The 18,596-nt window shown below is 63.6% G+C and carries 13 protein-coding genes; 9 read left to right on the forward strand and 4 right to left on the reverse strand.

The annotated features are described in order from the left end of the window. Nucleotides 1–250: 250 nt before the first annotated feature. Entirely contained in the window at nt 251–592 is a 342-nt protein-coding gene (locus M1P90_RS03085; protein ID WP_483701191.1) for an EthD family reductase, read from the reverse strand. A gap of 529 nt (nt 593–1,121) precedes the next feature. On the opposite strand from M1P90_RS03085, the gene M1P90_RS03090 reads away from it, so the two are divergent. Next, entirely contained in the window at nt 1,122–1,823 is a 702-nt protein-coding gene (locus M1P90_RS03090) for a CYTH domain-containing protein (RefSeq protein WP_483701192.1), read from the forward strand. A 330-nt stretch (nt 1,824–2,153) separates the two neighbouring features. Here the strand turns inward: M1P90_RS03090 and M1P90_RS03095 are convergent, their stop codons facing one another. Further along, nucleotides 2,154–3,512 carry an aminotransferase family protein gene (locus M1P90_RS03095; protein ID WP_483701193.1) on the reverse strand — a complete coding sequence of 453 codons (1,359 nt, stop codon included), beginning with the start codon at nt 3,510–3,512 and terminating at the stop codon, nt 2,154–2,156. A 667-nt stretch (nt 3,513–4,179) separates the two neighbouring features. Further along, entirely contained in the window at nt 4,180–6,351 is a 2,172-nt protein-coding gene (locus M1P90_RS03100; protein ID WP_483701194.1) for a hypothetical protein, read from the reverse strand. A gap of 671 nt (nt 6,352–7,022) precedes the next feature. Between M1P90_RS03100 and yicI the strand changes: the two genes are divergently transcribed. Both yicI and M1P90_RS03110 read left to right on the forward strand, forming a co-directional pair. Further along, nucleotides 7,023–9,347 (forward strand): alpha-xylosidase, encoded by a 2,325-nt coding sequence (gene yicI / locus M1P90_RS03105; RefSeq protein ID WP_483701195.1) that lies wholly within the window; start codon nt 7,023–7,025, stop codon nt 9,345–9,347. Nucleotides 9,348–9,886: 539 nt separating this feature from the next. Further along, nucleotides 9,887–10,357 carry an acyl-CoA thioesterase gene (locus tag M1P90_RS03110; RefSeq protein ID WP_483701196.1) on the forward strand — a complete coding sequence of 157 codons (471 nt, stop codon included), beginning with the start codon at nt 9,887–9,889 and terminating at the stop codon, nt 10,355–10,357. Nucleotides 10,358–10,461: 104 nt separating this feature from the next. Here M1P90_RS03110 and M1P90_RS03115 read toward each other — a convergent pair whose 3' ends face one another. Continuing rightward, nucleotides 10,462–11,160, reverse strand: coding sequence for a DICT sensory domain-containing protein (locus M1P90_RS03115; protein ID WP_483701197.1), 699 nt, complete (start codon nt 11,158–11,160; stop codon nt 10,462–10,464). Nucleotides 11,161–11,335: 175 nt separating this feature from the next. Between M1P90_RS03115 and M1P90_RS03120 the strand changes: the two genes are divergently transcribed. From M1P90_RS03120 to M1P90_RS03145, 6 genes are all read left to right on the forward strand, one after another. Beyond that, nucleotides 11,336–12,226 carry a LysR family transcriptional regulator gene (locus M1P90_RS03120; protein WP_483701198.1) on the forward strand — a complete coding sequence of 297 codons (891 nt, stop codon included), beginning with the start codon at nt 11,336–11,338 and terminating at the stop codon, nt 12,224–12,226. 73 nt (nt 12,227–12,299) lie between these two features. Next, the gene (locus M1P90_RS03125) at nt 12,300–15,083 is read left to right on the forward strand and encodes a winged helix-turn-helix domain-containing protein (protein WP_483701199.1); all 2,784 of its coding nucleotides are present in this window, start codon (nt 12,300–12,302) and stop codon (nt 15,081–15,083) included. Between the two features lie 202 nt (nt 15,084–15,285). Next, the gene (locus tag M1P90_RS03130; protein WP_483701200.1) at nt 15,286–15,546 is read left to right on the forward strand and encodes a hypothetical protein; all 261 of its coding nucleotides are present in this window, start codon (nt 15,286–15,288) and stop codon (nt 15,544–15,546) included. Then, complete coding sequence (locus tag M1P90_RS03135) at nt 15,530–16,366, forward strand: hypothetical protein (protein WP_483701201.1); 837 nt, start codon at nt 15,530–15,532, stop codon at nt 16,364–16,366. Before M1P90_RS03130 ends, M1P90_RS03135 begins: the two co-directional genes overlap by 17 nt. An 82-nt stretch (nt 16,367–16,448) precedes the next feature. Beyond that, nucleotides 16,449–17,135: a hypothetical protein gene (locus M1P90_RS03140; protein ID WP_483701202.1), complete on the forward strand. Its 687-nt coding sequence runs from the start codon at nt 16,449–16,451 to the stop codon at nt 17,133–17,135. Nucleotides 17,136–17,291: 156 nt separating this feature from the next. Further along, nucleotides 17,292–18,236, forward strand: coding sequence for an NAD(P)-dependent alcohol dehydrogenase (locus tag M1P90_RS03145; protein WP_483701203.1), 945 nt, complete (start codon nt 17,292–17,294; stop codon nt 18,234–18,236). Nucleotides 18,237–18,596 lie beyond the last annotated feature (360 nt).

Below are 18,596 nucleotides of genomic sequence, written 5' to 3' on the forward strand. Positions count from 1 at the left end.
CAGCAACGTCGCGCATCAATTTCTTGCCCACCGCAGGCATAAAATTCGTCCGCTCGAACGTCCTATGCATATTGAAACTTTGAATAATTTACTGCTTATTGCTATACACGTATTTTTCATCGAAAATTCATTACGAAAACCATAGTATTCAGCTCAATCAGCAGCGGCAGGAACAGCTGGGTTTTCTTTACTTCTTCACAGCAACGCCCCACGGCATATACCGTGGGGCGTTGCTGCGCGGCGCGCAGCCCTATACTACGCGCCCCCAGCTCCCCGACTCGCTGGTGGCGCGCGAGACTACCTCGGCAATGTGCATGCTCAGGAGGTGCCCTGCAAAAGCCCGCGCATCGCGCCCAACCTCACGCATTTCGGCGGTGGCCATGCTGGCTTGCATGTCGGCTGCGCTGTTCCAGAACAGTTCCACAATCATATGGTAGGGCGAAACGCCACGCGGCCCGCCGGTGACGCGCGCCAGCTCGATACGCGCCAGGCCGGGCACACGCTGTATCAGCGGCAGGTGTACCTCGTCGAAATGCTTGTTGAAGGCCTGCACATTGGCGGGGTGCGAAAACAGGGCAACAAGTTTCACCATTCTGGTATACCTCTTGCAGTATCAGATATTGAACTGGCAGCGCGTGGGCAGATGCGGGTTGTAAATCCTAACGAGCCGCATGCGAGCCGCGACAGCGGCGCGGGCAAACACCGTGGTTTGCGATGCAACAAGCAGATGCAACAATGCTAAAGATGAGGAAGAGCGGACGCTGGGGCCGATGCAGTGTCTGCCTTATTAAACCACTAAGGGCCGCCAAGAGCAAGCGCTTTTCGCGAATTCTGCGCTCGCCCGCAGGTGCAGCGATGACGAAACTGTCATTTATTGCCTGTCAGGGATATTGAGCATCGGCACGCTTGATGGGAGCGTCCCTTTCCGGGGCAAAATATTACGCTCGGCGTTGCAGGCTAACGCAGCAATGAGCAGAATGTCATTTCCTGCAACTTGGCAGGGTACGAACTTGTGGTATGATGCCAAAACGATGCGAACACGGCCCGCACATATGTCCACAATCGATCGCCACAGCGCAGTGGCGCACGGCCTGAGGGCATAGAAGGAATACACTGCGCATATGGAGATCGAAGCAAAGTTCCGTGTCGATACCTCGACAACGTTTACCGAGCTACAACACATGCCTCACCTGGGTCCATTTACTCTCGTTGCGACCCCTGGCATTGAATATCAGCGTAACACCTATTTTGATACTGCCGACCGCAAGCTGAACAGCCAGCGCTACAGCCTGCGTGTGCGCGATACCGGCAAGCGGCGCATTGCCACGGTGAAGCACTCGCTGAGCGCGCAGGGCGGCCTGCGCCGCCACGAAGAGTGGGAAGTGCTGCTGACTGCTGGCGACCACCCGAGCGAGTGGCCGAACAGCCCGGCGCGCGATTGGGCGCTGGCGCTGCTTGGCGATGCTGTGCTTCTGCCAATGCTTGCCATCCACACCCAGCGCCAGTTTATCTACGCGGTGCACGAGGCAGCGGTGGTAGCCGAGATCAGCCTTGACCAGGGGGTGATCAAGGCGGGCGGGCGCGAGCTGGATTTCCGCGAGCTGGAAGTCGAGCTGGTGGCGCCCGGCGGCGAAGAACGTATGAACATGCTCATTGCCGAGCTTCAGGCGCGTTTCGCGCTGGCGCACGAGCCACTGGGCAAGAAGAAACGCGGCATGGCGCTGCTGGATGGCCTGATCGGCGTGCCGCCCGCGCGGCTCGAAACGGTGGCCAGCGCCGCGCCAGCCAAGAGCGCAGCCGCGCTGGCGCTGGGAATTCGCTAGTGCATTTTCGATTTACGATTTTGGATTTACGATTGTGCTGAGGCGCATACTGATGCTGAATGAGCGCTACTGAAATCCGCACAGATCGTTTGAGATTGCGCTAGGCAGCGTTCAGGAGTCAGGGGTCAGGAGTCAGAAGAATGACGTCAAGCGCAATAAAGCGTTAAATGCAATCAGCTTGGGCATCGGCGGGGCATGTGGCCGCCACGCCAAGCCTGCGAACACGTTTATTTTCCCTGATCATATTCATCCACAGATGACACAGATTTCGCAGATCTGCACACAGCATGCATCATCTGCGAAATCTGTGTCATCTGTGGATTACTCTTTCTAAGCGCTGACCCCGGCGACCACACTTTCGACTGCGCCGCCTACCGCCTCGACAATTGCGTCGAGCTGCTCCTCGGTGGTGACAAGCGGCGGCGCGAGGCACACTGCATCCAGCACTACGCGCGTGAACAGGCCGCGCTCCATCATTGCATCGACCAGCTTCTGCGTCACGCCAGCCGCGGCGGGGAAGGGCTGCTTGCTGGCCTTGTCGGCCACTACCTCGACGGCGGCAATCATGCCGATGCCGCGCACATCGCCAACGTGCGGGTGGGCCAGCAGCTCGCGCAGGCGGCTCTGGAAGCGCGCGCCCACCTCGGCGGCGCGCTGCACCAGCCCTTCGTCCTCGATGATTGCGATATTGCGCAGCGCGACGGCCGCGCAGGTTGGGTGGCCCGAGTAGGTGAAGGCGTGCATCCAGCGCTGCGCGGGCGGCACGTTGTTCATCACGTCGCGGATGGCGTCGGAGACGCCAATGCCGCCAAGCGGGATGTAGCCGCTGGTGACGCCCTTCGCGAACTGCATGATGTCGGGCTCGACGCCATAGTGCTCTAGGCCGAACCAGCGCCCGGTGCGGCCAAAGCCAGTGATTACCTCGTCGGCGATCAGCAGCACTTCGTACTTATCGCAGATCTCGCGAATGCGCGCAAAATAGTCGTCCTGCGGAACGATCACGCCGCCCGCGCCCTGCACCGGCTCGGCAATAAACGCGGCAACGGTGTCGGCACCTTCGCGCAAAATCGCTTCTTCGAGCAAATTCGCCGCCGCCACGCCGTCGCTCAGCGCGGGGCTAGGGTTGACAAAGCGGTAAGGGAAGGGCGATTCGATGTGCAGAAAGCCGGGCACGCGCGGCTCGAACATGGGCCAGAAGTTGGCGAGGCCAGTGGCGCTCATGGCCGCGAGCGTGACGCCGTGATAGGCACGGGTGCGGGCAATCACCTTGGTTTTCTCGGGCTTGCCAAGCGCCTTCCAGTAGAAACGCGCAGTTTTGAACGAGCTTTCGCTGGCCTCGGCGCCGCCGCTGGTAAAGAAGAAGGTGTTGATCGAGGGGTAGACCAACGCGCTGAGCTTTTCGGCCAGCTCAATCGCGGGCAGGTTGGTCGAGCCGGCGTAGGACGAGTTGTAGGCCAACGTGCTCATCTGGTCGTAGGCGGCCTGCGCCAGCTCGCGGCGGCCATGCCCGACGTGGACGTTCCACAGCCCGCTCAGGCCGTCGATGAAGTCGCGCCCTTCGGCGTCGCGCACAAGGGCGCCCTGGCCGGAAACCCAGATTTTGGGGGCCTGGTGGGCGCTGGGGTGGTGCAGCGGGTGGATGAGGTGGGCCTGATCGGCGCGGGTGCGCTCGGCAATTGTATCGGTCATGTGTGCTCCTTGTGGGTGATTGGAGCTGCTATGATAGCACACCCTCGCGATCCGCCCAGGCGGACCCGTCTGGGCGGACCTATGTGTCCGCCTGCACCCATTGCGAGGGCTGCGCGCCCTCGCGCTCCGCGGTCAGGGGCCGCCGCCGGCCCCTAACAACCCCGCCGTCGGGGCCTTGCCCCGAACCCCAAAAAGAACGTGGAAAATAAACGAAATGCTATACGGTTATGCCTCCGTTGTGCCAAAAAGCAGGCAACTGTTGAGTGATGCCGCACCAGCGTTGTATGCAGCTTCTGTACTTATCGGTTGATGCCAGCGGACGGCATAACGGAGGCATGACCCGCAAACTTTACGATGGCAACCACCCAAAATTTGGGGTTCGGGGCGAAAGCCCCGACGCCGGGTGCCGGGGCGGCGCGAGCCCCGGCGGCCTTGCGGCCTGAGCAAACAAGGCCGGGCGGACACACAGACCCGCCCAGACAACCAATGGCCTTGCGGCCTGAGCAAACAAGGCCGGGCGGACACACAGGTCCGCCCAGACAACCAATGGCCTTGCGGCCTGAGCAAACAAGGCCGGGCGGACACACAGGTCCGCCCAGACAACCAATGGCCTTGCGGCCCGAGCAAACAAGGCCGGGCGGACCTGTGTCCGCCCAGACAGCCAACGCTACAGCTCTGGCGTCACACGCAGGCGAATATGATCTTCGCGCTGGCGCAGCTCGGCAAGGGTTTCGTCGGGCTGGCCGAGCTGCAAGCGCGCCCGATCCGCGCCGCCCCACTGCTGGATCATCAGCAGGAAGACGTAGAGCTGCGGCAGCACTGCCTGGAGCCACTCGGCGTCGCGCGGGTAGGGGTAGCGCGTGCCTTCCTGGGCGTAGGCGGCCTGCTGCGCGTCGAGCAGCTGCTGCACGGTGGTATGCGCCACGCCGCTGTCGGCCAGGAAGGTTGTGATCTCGCCCACCAGCGCATTGAGCTTTGCCTGATTGACCTGTGGTTTCTTCGTGAACAGCGGGTCGTGCAGCTCGATCAGCCCTTGTTCGAGCTTGCCAAGCAGCAGGCGCATGCGCACCCACAGGTGGTGGTCGAAGTTGAAGGTGCCAAAAATCGCGTCAGCGGCCTCGTAGCCCTTGCTGGCGATCTTGCTGATCGTGCTGGGCGGCATGTCGAGGTTGATGCCGCCCTCGCGGTCGTTCAGGTAGATTGTCACAATGCGGTCGTAGTAGCTGGGCAGGCGCGATTGCACGATGTCGCGGTAAAACAGGCCCGTGTTGACGATCGCGCCGATGAATCCGGGCAGTGAGCCGTCGAGTGCTTCCCACAGCGGGCCGGGTCGATCGCGCGGGTAGGACGAAGGTAGCGACACGCTGGATGTTGGCACGTGCGCGTCGGGTGCGGTTGAGTAGGCACGCTGCGCCGGGTCGGCATTGCTCTGGGGCGATTCTTCCCACTGGAAATCGAGGCTGGCAACCTGGCCAGATTGATCGTCAATGGTTTGCTGGCCGAGGTTGATGCCGAAGGTCGGGTAAGGTGGCAGAATCTGATCGTAGAAGTGGATCGGGAAGTTGCTGCAAATGCCGCCGTCGCTGAACCAGTTGCGGCGCACGTTTCTGGCGCTCAGCGTGAAGGGCGCACGAAATTCGGGCGCGCGAAACGTTTCGCGGCTGATCGTCCACAGCGGCACGGCGCTCAGCAGCACCGGGAAGCTCAGGCTCATGCGCACGCCCAGAATGACGGGCAGGTTGTCGCTTTCGGGCAGAAAGCGCAGCGTGTGCGTGCGCCCGCGCTCGTCGGTGATGGTGGCGGGCATGGCGAAATCGGCTGGCCCATAGGCGTGCTGTACCATGTAATCGACGACATAGGGCGGGAAGAGATCGCGGCATTCTTCTTCGCTGAACAGAAATTGGCGGTCGGCGAAGGGCATGACATAGGGCTGACCCTGGCTGATGTTGGTGGTGACGGTGTTGAGCCGAATGCCCCAGTCGGTGCCGGGCGTATTCGCAGGTTTGGCGCGCAGCTTTCCGAAGGTGAGCGGCTGCCCGGCCGGCATGCCCGCCAGCGCGTCGATTGTGCTGGCGAGCCAGTCGGTGAGCGCGGGGCTTTGCGTGCCAGCAGCGGGCACGAGCCGGTTGCGCGCATGGTCGGCCACTGGCCTGCCGCCGCACACGCCGAAGTAGTTGGCGGGCAGCTCGCCCAGCAGGATGCTGCCGAGCGTGCCGATCATGCCGCACAGCCACGCGAACAGGACGATCAGCAGCACGCCCCACACGAGCTGCCAGCCATTGCCCGCCACCCCCGCGACGATCCAGCCGCTTGCGCCCAGGGCGGCCAGCGCCGCGCCAAGCAGCCCGCCAATCATGCCAGCCCTGCTCGGCGGCGCAAAGGTCAGCGCGCCAAGCAGGCGGAAAACACTGCCGGTCAGGCGCAGGCGCGTCGGGATGTCGTCGGTTTGCTCTTTGGCGCGGCGCTTGAAATCGAGCGACAAAAAAAGGAGCTGCAGCACTGGGCGGGTGCGCGGCATGGGCTGAAAGACGTTCGCCAGAAAGCCGGGGCGCTGCAGCTCGCGCACTACATCGACCAGGCGGTTGAAACCGCCGCGCTCGCGGCCATACTCGGCGGCAGCTGTCACTGCGGCGGCAATCGCGCCAGCCGAGGTACCGCCGATCGAGTGGAAGCGGTAGCGCCGGGCGAGGTTCAGCACTGCCATCGGGTAAACGACGCCGCTGGTGATGCCGCCTTTCATCACAAGGTCGCAGTGCAGCTCGGTTTCGGCTGTGCCTGGCAGGGTGTAGCTGGCCGCCTGCAGCTCGCGCAGTGTTTGCTCAAGGTCGCTGGATGCCATAGATGCTCCTGACACTATCTCGCTTCTATTTGATTGAACGCGCTGCGGTGGCGTTTTTACACCTTCGGTGGAATTTTTGCCTGTGCGGCTCCGTGTCTCGGCTAGCATAGGCCCAATGCGAGGTTAGTCGGGGTCTGCGCGACCCCATGCCCTGCGGTCAGTATGCTCCCAATGCGAGGTTAGTCGGGGTCTGCGCGACCCCGTGCCCCGCGGTTAGGGGCGGCCGCCCGCCCCTAACCGCGGCGTCGGGGCCTTGCCCCGAACCCCTTAAAGAACGTGGTAGTCATGCGAAATGTTTTCCAGTCATGCCTCCGTTGTGGATGAATGCAAGGCATCGAACGAGAAGAGTTTTGCTCGATTTTGAAAGCGGTCAACATTGATGCTGCCTCTATTGTTCGCTGCCAGCAGAATGGCATAACGGAGGCATGACACACAAAATTCAAATATGCCAACCAGATCAAATTCGGGGTCTGGGGCGCAAGCCCCAGCGCCGGGGTGCAGGGGCGGGCGCCGCCCCTGCGGCCTTGCGGCCCGAGCAAACTGGCGTTTAGGTGGCTCTGCTTACGGCCTTGCGGAACGCGAGGGCGCGCAGCCCTGATTGACAAAGCCGCCGCAGGCGAGTATGCTCTCGCACCGCAACCCGCTGCGCCTGCACACAAAGGAATAGCGCTATGAAATTCACCGACGGCAACTGGCTGCTGCGGCCCGGCGTCGCAGCGTTCTACCCCGCCGAAGCCTACGATGTCGATGCCACCGACGACACGCTGACAATCTCCGCCCCCACATCGCGCATCAACCATCGCGGCGACACGCTGAAAGGCCCGCTGCTCACCATCGGGCTGTCCGCGCCGATGGACGATGTGATCCGCGTGCGGCTGACGCACTTCGCGGGCGGGCAGCCGCGCGGGCCGCACTTTGCGATTGCTGAGCAGACCGCACGCAGCGTGCGCGCCACTGATGGCGAAGGCGCGGCGACGCTGTCGAGCGGGCGGCTCACGGCGCGGGTGGCGCGTGGCGGCGCGTGGCGCGTGGCCTTCGAGGATGAGCATGGCCACACCCTGACGGCGAGCGAGCCGCGTGGCATGGGCTACATCGAGCGCGAGGGCGAGCACTTTATGCACGAGCAGCTTGCGCTGGGCGTGGGCGAAAACGTCTACGGCCTGGGCGAGCGCTTCACCGCCTTTGTCAAGAACGGCCAGACCGTCGACATCTGGAACCAGGACGGTGGCACCAGCAGCGAGCAGGCGTATAAGAACGTGCCCTTCTACCTGACCAATCGCGGCTATGGCGTGTTTGTGAACCATCCCGAGCTTGTGTCGTTCGAGGTCGCCAGCGAGAAAGTTGCCCGGGCGCAGTTCAGCGTGCCGGGCGAGACGCTTGAATATTTCCTGATCTACGGCCCAACGCCCAAGGAAGTGCTGGCGAAATACACCGCGCTGACCGGGCGCGCGCCACTGCCGCCGGCATGGTCGTTCGGCCTGTGGCTCACTACATCCTTCACCACCAGCTACGACGAAGCCACGGTGACGAGTTTCATCCAGGGCATGGCCGATCGCGAGCTGCCGCTGCATGTGTTTCACTTCGATTGCTTCTGGATGCGCGAGTTCAACTGGTGCGATTTCGAGTGGGATCGGCGCATGTTTCCCGACCCGGCCGGCATGCTGCAGCGCCTGAAAGCGCGTGGGCTGCGTATCTGCGTGTGGATCAACCCGTACATCGCGCAGCGCTCGCCGCTCTTTGCCGAGGGCATGCGCGAGGGCTTTCTGCTGCGGCGGCCGAATGGCGACGTGTGGCAGTGGGATTTGTGGCAGCCTGGCATGGCACTGGTCGATTTTACCAACCCCGACGCCTGCGCGTGGTATGCTGGCAAGCTGCGCGCGCTGCTCGACATGGGCGTAGACTGCTTCAAAACCGACTTTGGCGAGCGCATCCCGACCGATGTATCTTATCACGACGGCTCCGACCCGCAGAAGATGCATAACTACTACGCCCAACTTTACAACCAGACCGTGTTCGATGTGTTGCGCGAGCAGCGCGGCGCGGGCGAGGCTGTGGTGTTTGCGCGCTCGGCCACGGCGGGCGGGCAGCAGTTCCCGGTGCACTGGGGCGGCGACTGCCAATCGACGTTTGAGGCGATGGCGGAAAGCCTGCGCGGTGGCCTGTCGCTGGGCCTGTCGGGCTTTGGCTTTTGGAGTCACGACATCGGCGGCTTCGAGGGCATGCCCCCGGCCGCGCTCTACAAGCGCTGGGTCGCGTTCGGCCTGATGTCGTCGCACAGCCGCCTGCACGGCAGCTCGTCGTACCGCGTGCCGTGGCTGTTTGATGAAGAAGCGGTCGACGTGTTGCGCACCTTCACCAACCTGAAATGCCGGCTCATGCCGTACCTGTACGCACAAGCCCGCGTGGCTGCGCATACCGGCGCGCCGCTGATGCGCGCCATGCTGCTGGAGTTCCCCGCCGACCCGGCCTGCGACTCCCTCGACCGCCAGTATATGCTGGGCGAGTCGCTGCTGGTCGCCCCCGTGTTTTCCTACGACGGCAGCGTGAGCTACTACCTACCGGAAGGGCGCTGGACGAACCTGCTGACGGGTGAGCCGGTGCAGGGCGGGCGCTGGCTGCGCGAAACGCACGGCGCGCTGAGCATGCCGCTGCTGGTGCGCCCGAACACTGTGCTTGCGCTGGGCGCAAACACCGCCCGCCCCGACTACGACTACGCCGACGGGGTGACGCTGCAGGTATACGAGCTGGCCGAAGGCGGCGAGTCGCTGGTGGAGATCCCGACGCTCGACGGCGGGGTGGCGTGCGAGTTTGCGGTGCAGCGTGCCGGCCGAGCCATCACCATCACGCGGCGCGGCGATGCGGCGGGCGGCTGGCGCGCGCTGCTGGTGGGCGTGCGCGGCGCAGATGTGTCGGGCGGCGCGGCCGAGGCCAGCGCACAGGGCTTGCTGCTCACGCCCGACGCGGGTGCGAACGAGCTGCGGGCGACGCTTCCGTAGTTGGCTCAGGCCGCAGGGCCATTGGCTGTCTGGGCGAACCTGTGTGTCCGCCCGGCCTTGTTTGCTCGGGCTAAAATGCAGTGCCAGTTTCAAGGCAACTTGCTCGGGCCGCAGGCAGTGCCAGTTTCAAGCCAGCTTGCTCTGGCCGCAGGGCCGCTGGGGCTCCCGCCCCAGCACCCCGGCCAAGGGCTGCGCCCTTGGAACCCGAAAGAGCGTAGTGCGTAGGTGCAATGCAGGTCTGTCATGCCTCCGTTATGCGGAATGATGGCATCTAATGATCGGGAGCGTACCAGCTTGAGTGTTTCTATAGACAAGGCTTGTTGAATCGTTTGATGCCTTCCCTTCATCCACAACGGAGGCATGACAGTACAATTTTTCAAAAACGTACCACGCTCTTTTTGGGGTCTGGGGCAAGGCCCCAGCGGCGAGGTGCAGGAGGCCGGCGGCGGCCTCTTGCCGCGGAGCGCGAGGGCGCGGAGCCCTCGCAATAAACGAGGGCGGGTGGCGGACACGCAGGTCCGCGCCACAAAGGAGAACCTATGACCAACCAGGAAGCGCGCAGCGCCCCCGAAGTCACGATTGCCGACATCATCCTGCCCGGGCAGACCAACAACCACGGCACGATGTTCGGCGGCGAGGTGATGGCCCTGATGGACAAGGCTGCCGCGATTGCCGCGCTGCGCTTCTGCCGCAACGCGCTCGTCACCGCGTCGAGCGAACGTATCGACTTCCGCACGCCTATTCATGCGGGCGAGATCATTGAGGCCAGCGCGCGCGTGATCTACGTTGGGCGCACCTCAATGATCACTCGCGTACATATTTTTGCCGAGCACCCGCAGGTTGGCGACCGGCGCATGTGCACCACCGGCTACTTCAGCATGGTCGCGGTCGATGGCAGCGGCCGGCCCGTGGCGGTGCCGCCGCTGCTGCGCGCCGACGAGCTTGCCGAGCAGGAATGGCGCCAGGGTGAGGAAATCCGCCGCATGATCGACGCGCGCCGCAAGGGTTAGGGTGCAACGCAATCGGCTTACACTATGCAATGAGGCGTGCCATGGTTTGTGGCACGCCTCACGAAACGCTTTGCCGTTGAACGCAGCGCCTGCCAGCGTTGAGATCAAACGGCCAACGCAGCAGCGCGCTGCTCGATGGTGTTGAGCAAAAAGCGCTGCCACTCCGCATTCTTCGCAAACGCCGGGAGAAGCCGGGTGAGCTCGCGCACCTCGTCGGCCTCTTTGGCTCGTTCGCAGGCCGGCGCTGGCGATTGTTGATGCGCAAGTAACTGGCTGACAACGCGCTGGATGTTCCGTTGCCGCCAGGCATAATTGCGAACCTGGGGTGGTTCATACGGCGCATCCGCACGATCGCGCAGGATCATCTCGATATCGTCGATTGTGTCGCCATCGGTAAGAAAAAGCGCCTGAAAGCGGCGTGGCGCACTAAGTGGCCCCTCGACCTCTTGCGCAACCAGGGCGCAGGCAAAATCTGGCGTATTGACAACCAGAAACCACTCGCGTGCCAGCGGCGATTCCGGAGCAAGCGAGACGTAGGTAATGGGTTCAATAGCCGGCGCATGAATATCGGACACAGCATACACAGAAATAGCTGAACAGACACGCGCAAGTGAGCGATAGCGGGCTTCCTGCAGCCGAAAAAAGGAGGTGCGCTGGAAACCGGCGCTCAGCACGGCCCCTTGCGAGTGGTGAAGAACGACATCCTCGATTGCGTGGCTGATCACCCGCATCGAGTCCACACTCACCAGATTGATAGCATCAGGAGCCAGAGGTTGAATTGTGTGATAAAGCGAAAAATGCATGCTGCCTCCTTGTGTGATGATAGACACTTTTGTCGAACGAGTACCTCTTCTAAAGCACCTCTCAGGCAGGGCGCTTCATTTGCCTTCCTCGGGTGAGATGGTATCATAAAGAAACCAATCATAAAAATAGAAGTAACAGTCGATACTGTTCTATTTTATAGAATGGTTGTAGAACATGCTGAACTACCATCACTTGCGCGCTTTCTGGATTGTGGCGCACGAGGGCAGCATTGCACGTGCCGCGCAGAAACACAATATTGCCCAATCTGCACTTTCCATGCAAATCAGCACATTAGAGTCTTCGTTGGGGCAGGTGCTGTTCGAGCGCATTGGCCGGCGCTTGGTTTTAACCGAAGCTGGCGCGATTGCTTTGAATCTTGCAGATACGATCTTCGCCAAAGGGAATGAGCTACTTGGCACGTTCGGACGGCTCGAAGGGCCACAGCTCAAGATCCTGCGGGTTGGTGCACTGGCGACTTTATCGCGCAATTTCCAGCTTGCCTTTCTGCGCACACCGCTCGCGGCGCCAGGTGTCGCAGTGATTATTCGCTCAGGTTCGCTGGAAGAATTGCTTAAAGGGCTCGAAGCCTACACACTGGATGTGGTTCTCTCCGACGTCGCTCCGCTGCGCGATACAACAACACGCTGGGTCGTCCATGTGATCGATGAGCAACCCGTGAGTTTGGTTGGGCACCCGCATCCGAGCCGCCTTCACGTGCCGCTGGAGGGGCTGTTACGCCAGGAGGCGCTGGTTGTGCCGTCGCCCCAGTCGATTATTCGCATGGGCTTTGATGGGCTGATGGCGCGATTGGGGTTCCAGCCGCAGATCGTTGCCGAAGTTGACGATATGGCCATGCTGCGTCTGGTGGCGCGTGAGCATAGCGGGCTGGCCGTTGTGCCGTCGATCGTGGTAAAAGATGAGCTGGAGGGCGGCGTGCTGGTCGAGTTTGCCAGGCTGCCCGGGCTTGCCGAGACGTTCTTCGCCATTACGATGACGCGCAGCTTTCCTAACCCGCTCTTGAGCATGGTTCTGCCTGGCGACATCCTGCCAGATACACCGCATTAAATCCGCCAGAAATGGTAGTGGTTGCTGGTGAATCTGCTTGTAGACCTATGAGGATCATCGAGGTCGCTTGAGTATGCATACTGGAGCAACGCCCCCTCCGCTGCTCGCCACAAAGCTATACCGCCCGCCGCCCCGCCCGAACGGGATGCTGCGGCCCCACCTGATTGAGCGGCTCAACGACGGGCTGCGCCGCAACCTGACCCTGCTTGCCGCCCCGGCCGGCTTTGGCAAGACCACGCTGCTCAGCCAGTGGCTGGACGGGTGCGCGCGCCCGGTCGCCTGGCTAACGCTCGACGCGAGCGACCACGAGCCTGCGCGCTTTCTGGCCTACCTTGTGGCCGCGCTTCAAACTGTCGTGCCCGAGTTTGGGGCGGGGCTGCTGGCTGCGCTGCTTGCGCCACAGGCACCAGCACCTGCCGCAGCAGTGACGGACCTGATCAACGCACTCGCGGCGCTCACGCAGCCAGTCGTACTCGTCCTCGACGACTACCATCTGGTCAATGCAGCGCCGGTTGATGCGGTTCTCGGTCTGTTGCTGGCGCACCAGCCGCCCCAGCTCCACCTGGTAATCGCCACCCGCGAGGATCCGCCGCTGCCTCTGGCCCGCCTGCGCGCCCGTGATCAGCTCACCGAGCTGCGCGCCGCCGAGTTGCGCTTCAGCCACGCCGAGGCGGGCGCGCTGCTCAGCCAGACAGAAGGTTTGCGTCTGTCGGCAGATGTGGTTGCAGCCCTCGCACGCCGCACCGAAGGCTGGGCCGCCGGTCTTCATCTGGCGGCGCTTTCGCTGCGCGGCCATCAGGACGCAGCCAGTTTCGTGCGATCCTTCTCCGGCAGTCAGCGCTTTGTGCTCGATTATCTGCTTGAAGAAGTGCTCCACCAGCAGCCCGCGCTGCTCCAGCAGTTCCTGCTCCGCACGTCGGTGCTCGACCGGCTGTGTGGCCCGCTGTGTGACGCGGTCCTCGCCCTGCCCGCCGGCTCTGGGCAGGCGACCCTCCAGGCCATCGAACGCGCCAATCTGTTTCTCGTTTCACTGGACGACCAGCGATTCTGGTATCGCTACCACCATCTGTTTGGTGAACTGCTGCGGCAGCGCTTCCCGCACGAGGTAGCCACCGACGCGGGTGCGGTCGCCACGCTGCACCTGCGGGCGAGTGGCTGGTATGAGGCCCAGGGTCTGCTGCTTGAGGCATTGCACCACGCCGCTGCGGCCGCCGACCCCGCCCGGGTCGCCGCGCTGGCCGAGCGCGCCTGGCCGAACATGGACAGCAGCTTTCAGGCGGCCGCATGGTGCCGCTGGGTGGGCCAGCTCCCGGAAGAGGTGCTGCGCGTCAGGCCGGTGCTGTGTACCCAATACGCCTGGGCGCTGCTGGATACCGGCCAGACCGAGGCGAGCGAGGCATGGCTGCGCCACGCCGAGCGCAGCTTGTCCGCATCGCACGACGAACTGGCGTCGATCGTGGTGGTCGCCAGCGAGCTGCTGCCCAGCGTGCCGGCGCGAATCGCCGCCGCCCGCGCCTACCTGGCCCAGAGCCGCGGCGATTTTGTCGCAGCCCAGCAGCATGCCACCACCGCGCGCGACCTGAGCGCTGAGACGGAGCCGCTGGTGTACGCCCAGGCGACCGTGCTGGCGGGGGTGAGCCAGTGGGCCAGCGGCGCACTTGAGGCGGCTTACAGCGCCTTTGCCGCATGGATCGAGCACACGCGCGCGACTGGCAACCTTGCGTTCGCCCTGGCCAGTGGCTTCTATCTGGCGGAGATTCGGCTTGCCCAGGGCCAGCTGCGCGAGGCGGCCCGCCTGTACCGGCAGTTCCTCACCCTGGTGCCGGCCGATCACGAAGCCCTCAGGATGGCGGCCCCACACCTGCACCTGGGTCTGGCCGTGATTGCCCACGAGCAGGGCGATGCCGAAGCCGCCGCGTTGCACCTGCGCACCAGCAAGGAAGGGGGCGAGCAGGCTGCCCTGATCGACTGGCCCTTTCGCTGGCGTCTGGCCCAGGCCCGCATCGAAGAGGCGTCCGGCAACTGGGATGCCGCGCTTGATCTGCTGGATGCGGCCGAGCGGCGCTATCTCCCCAACCCCGTCCCTGACCTGCGCCCCGTCGCGGCGCTCAAAGCGCGGGTGTACATCCGGCAGGGCAATCTCCTCGCCGCAACCGCATGGGTCGCGGCGTGTGGCGTCACCGCCACAGACACCCTGAGCTATCGGCGAGAGTTCGAGCATCTGACCCTCGCGCGCGTGCTGATCGCCCGCTATCGCCACGACCACGCCGCCAGCGATCTGCACGATGTGCTCGATCTTCTCACGCGACTGTGTGCGGCAGCGGAAGCTGGCGGCAGGATCGGCAGCCAGATCGAGGCGCTGCTGCTTCAAAGCCTCGCGCACGAGGCCGGGGGCGATATGGATCAGGCACGTATCCCGCTGCAACGCGCGCTGGCGCTGGCCGAGCCGGAGGGGTACGTTCGGCTGTTTGCCGACGAGGGCCCGCCACTGGCGCGGCTGCTCCAAGCGCAAAACGCAAAACGCAAAGCGCAAAGTGATCTGCTTGCTTCCTATCGGGCTGTGCTACTCGCTGCATTCCCTTTTTCTGCTGAGGCGCAGGCTGACGAGATGAGTGGTGTTTTGCGCTCAAACGCTCAACTGCTCGAACGTTTTCAAGAGCCGCTCACCGCACGCGAGCGCGAGGTGCTGCGCCTGATCGCCGAGGGGCTCAATAACCAGGAGCTTGCCGCACGGCTGCACCTTTCGCCCCAGACGGTCAAGGTGCATACGCGCAATATCTACAGCAAGCTTGGGGTTGCAAGCCGCACGCAGGCGGTTGCCAGAGGCCGCGAGCTTGGCTTCCTGGAGCGATCCTAACCCGCCTGACCTTCCGCTCTACCCCGCTCGACACACGAGAACACTTCGTAGCGCCGCACGCCACAGCGCAGCACGCCGTTGCCCATTTTGCTCAGCCATAGCGCGTTGTGCATAGATACCCCCTCAAATACCACCGCGGTGGTACGCCACACTCGCCGTCGGGTGCTATCGTGGTGCTGTTCGAGCGCGCAGGAGTGCGAGCATGGAGCAGCACCAACCTCTCAGGGCAAGCCGTGGCGAGCCGGCGGTCTACCAGATCACGGTGAAGGGCCAGCTCAGCGCGGACTGGCGGGCCTGGTTCGACGGGATGACAATCAGCCAGGACGCCAGCGGCGCAACGCTGATCAGCGGCCCGGTGGCCGATCAAGCCGCCTTGCACGGGCTGCTGCGCAAAGTGCGCGATCTTGGCCTGACGCTGCTCGCGCTGAGCTCCAGCGAGCAGATCAATGAACACAATCAATAGATTCAAGAAAAGGAGATACACAGTGAACGATGCAGGGAACGTGGCGCAGGCGAGCACAAACATCACGTCAGCGCTCGGAGGAGCTCGAACGAGCGAGGCAGCGACACCAGCAGTGGCCGCAGGGAACCGGGTGTCCACGACGCGAATGGTCGGCGTCATCGCGGTCGCCTTAGCCGCGTCAGTGATCGCTCAGAACGCGATGTTTGACGGTGGTGTAGCCCAGATCCTCGGCCTTGGCGACGGCACCGGAGCGCCCACCTACGGCGATCCTCTCCGTGTGGTCCTCGCCTACCACGCCGCCAACCGGGGCGCTGTGGCCGTCGCTGCGGGGCTGGAGGCCGTGAACATGGTGCTGCTCCTGATGTTCGTTACTGCACTGCACGGGCTTGTGCAGCGCCGTGGCGGCGCAGGGGCGGACTGGTCGCGGCTCACGGTGGCAGCCGGAGCGACGCTCGCGGCGTTATTCGCCCTCACCATTGCCACGCACATCGCGGTCGTGCTCGCCGCAGACGGTCTGGCCGAGCCGACCCCCGCCTTCGCGCTGATCTGGCAGCTCCATGCCGCGATCTTCGCGCTTGCGCTGCCCGCACTCGGCGCGACCTTCATCGGCGCGGCGCTGGCTACGCACGCCAGCGGCCTGACGCGGCCGTGGCAGCGGCTGCTCGGCGTGGTGGGCGGCAGCTTGCCCATCCTGGCCGGGACCGGAAACCTCATCATCGCGGAAGGCTCGCCACTGGTGTTCGTCGGGGTTCTGGGCCTGGCTACGTGGCTCGTCTGGCTCGTTGCCACCGGCCTGCGGCTCATCCGTGGGCAGGGCTGACGTCGCGGTCAGGTGTATCCAGGCTCGATGCAACGAGCCTTGTCAAGCCATGTCAAGATCGTCTAGAAGAAGGATATGAATAGTGAGTAAGGTACAGAATACAGCGCAGGAGAAGAGCGTTTTGCGTTGGGGTGGTCTGGCCGGCATTCTGGGTGGCATCGTCTTTATTGTCGTCTTCGTGATCGTAGGCGTGTTCGTGGGAACAAACTTTGTGGAGGTTGCAAGGTTTCCCGAGGTTAGAACGGCGCGTATCGTCGAGAACAGCCTGTATCTGGTTGTACTCATCTTGTGGGTCACCCACTTTCTTGCCTTGTATCGCGCGCTCCGGGAAACAAGCCTCGCGCCCGCGCTCTTCGGGAGTGTTCTGGGTATTCTGGGTCTTGTGGTGCTCGCGGCCGATGCCCTCCATCACATCTGGCAAACACCGATTTCCGACCTCTACCACGCTCCCGGCGCGACCCGCGAAGCGCAGGCCATGCTCGTCCTGCTATGGCAGGTGAGCCATGGAATATTCGATGCGTTGCTCATCACAGGGCTCATCTTTCTGCCGATAGGTGTGATTGCCCTCGGCGTAGCCATGTTCAATGCCCCGGCATTTGGCACGGGTTTTGGCGGGTTAAGCGTTGTGCTCGGGGTGGCTGGCGTCATAGCGGCCTCTGTCCTTGTACTCGACTCTCGCTCGCCGGTCGCCGTCGTTGGCGTTTTCGGACTTATCATCTTCCATCTCATCCTGGGCTGGAAGTCCTACAGGCTGTCGATGGTTCTGTAGCGAGTCTTGACGGTAAAGAAACGGGCGCGGAAGCCACTGCACGAGGGAAGCATGGATGCGCCTGCGACGCCTGCGCATCCCAGCGAACCACAGGCCAAAAAGAAAGAAGCAATACCAGTGCAAGCAATGACCTATCGAGCATATGGCGCACCCGATGTGCTCGAGCCGACCACAGTTGCCCGGCCCGTACCTGAGGCCGGCGAGGTGCTGGTGCAGGTCCACGCCGCGTCGCTCAATCAGGCCGACCTCTACCTGCTGCGCGGTGAGCCGCTGCCGCTCCGCCTTTCGGCGGGGTTGCGCCGGCCGAAGCGCCCGACCCTCGGCGCCGACATCGCCGGGCGCGTGGCCGCGGTCGGCAGCGGCGCCACACGCTTTCAGCCGGGCGACGCAGTGTATGGCGACCTCGCCGCCGGCAACCTCGGCGGGTTTGCCGAGTTCGTCTGCGCCCGCGCGGAGGCGCTGGCGCCGAAGCCGGCCAGCCTCAGCTTCGCGCAGGCGGCGGCCGTGCCAATGGCGGCAGTTACCGCGCTGCAGGGGCTGCGGGCCGCCGGGCCGGTCGCGCCGGGAGAGCGCGTGCTCGTTCACGGCGCATCGGGCGGCGTCGGCACCTTCGCGGTGCAGCTGGCGCGGGCCATGGGTATGGAGGTGACGGCGGTGTGCAGCACGCGCAACGTGGAGCAGGCCCGCGCCCTCGGGGCAGCGCACGTCATCGACTACACTCAGGAGGATTTCACGCGGGATGGCCGGCGCTACGACCTGATCCTGGTCGTGAACGGCCGGCGTTCGCTCGCGGAGTATCGGCGCGCGCTCAGCCCTCGTGGCCGCCTCGTCGTGGCCGGCGGCGATGTGGGGACGATCGTGCAGGCGACGCTGCTCGGGCCGGTGCTGTCGCTCGCCCACCGCATCACCGTGCGCGGCCTGGTCGCTCGGCCCAGTCGGGACGACCTGATGTTCGTGGGCGGGCTGCTCGACAGCGGCGTGGTCGTGCCGGTCATCGACCGTTGCTATCCGCTTCGCGCGCTTCCCGAGGCGATGCGCTACCTCGCGAGCGGCCACGCCCGCGGCAAGGTCGTCATCACCATTGAGCACGCCGGCCAATGAAAGCCACTGAGTGAAGTGGGTCGGCCAGTCGAATCGGCTGCTACGCCACTGCTTGTAGCAAGGAGACAGACGCGGTCCTCGGCCGCCTGCGCCATGCCTAATGCGCTTTCAGCGCAGGGTTTAGGGTATGAGGAATAGGGATTAGCGTTTGCAATGCTGGTGTTCTTCCCTGATTTCCGCATCACTTTCCTGATACTGCACTAGGCCAGCGCCCAGCCTGTTCTGGTGCACAAAGAAAAGATCACTGGCCGACCACGTCAATCTCCACGCCATTACCATCCACAAGGCCGAACGAGGTTACCCTGGCCGGTGCCAGAGTTAGGCTGCATACCACCTACTGCTCAATTCTGTGGTATGATG

The organism is Kouleothrix sp. 19917 (assembly GCF_057073505.1).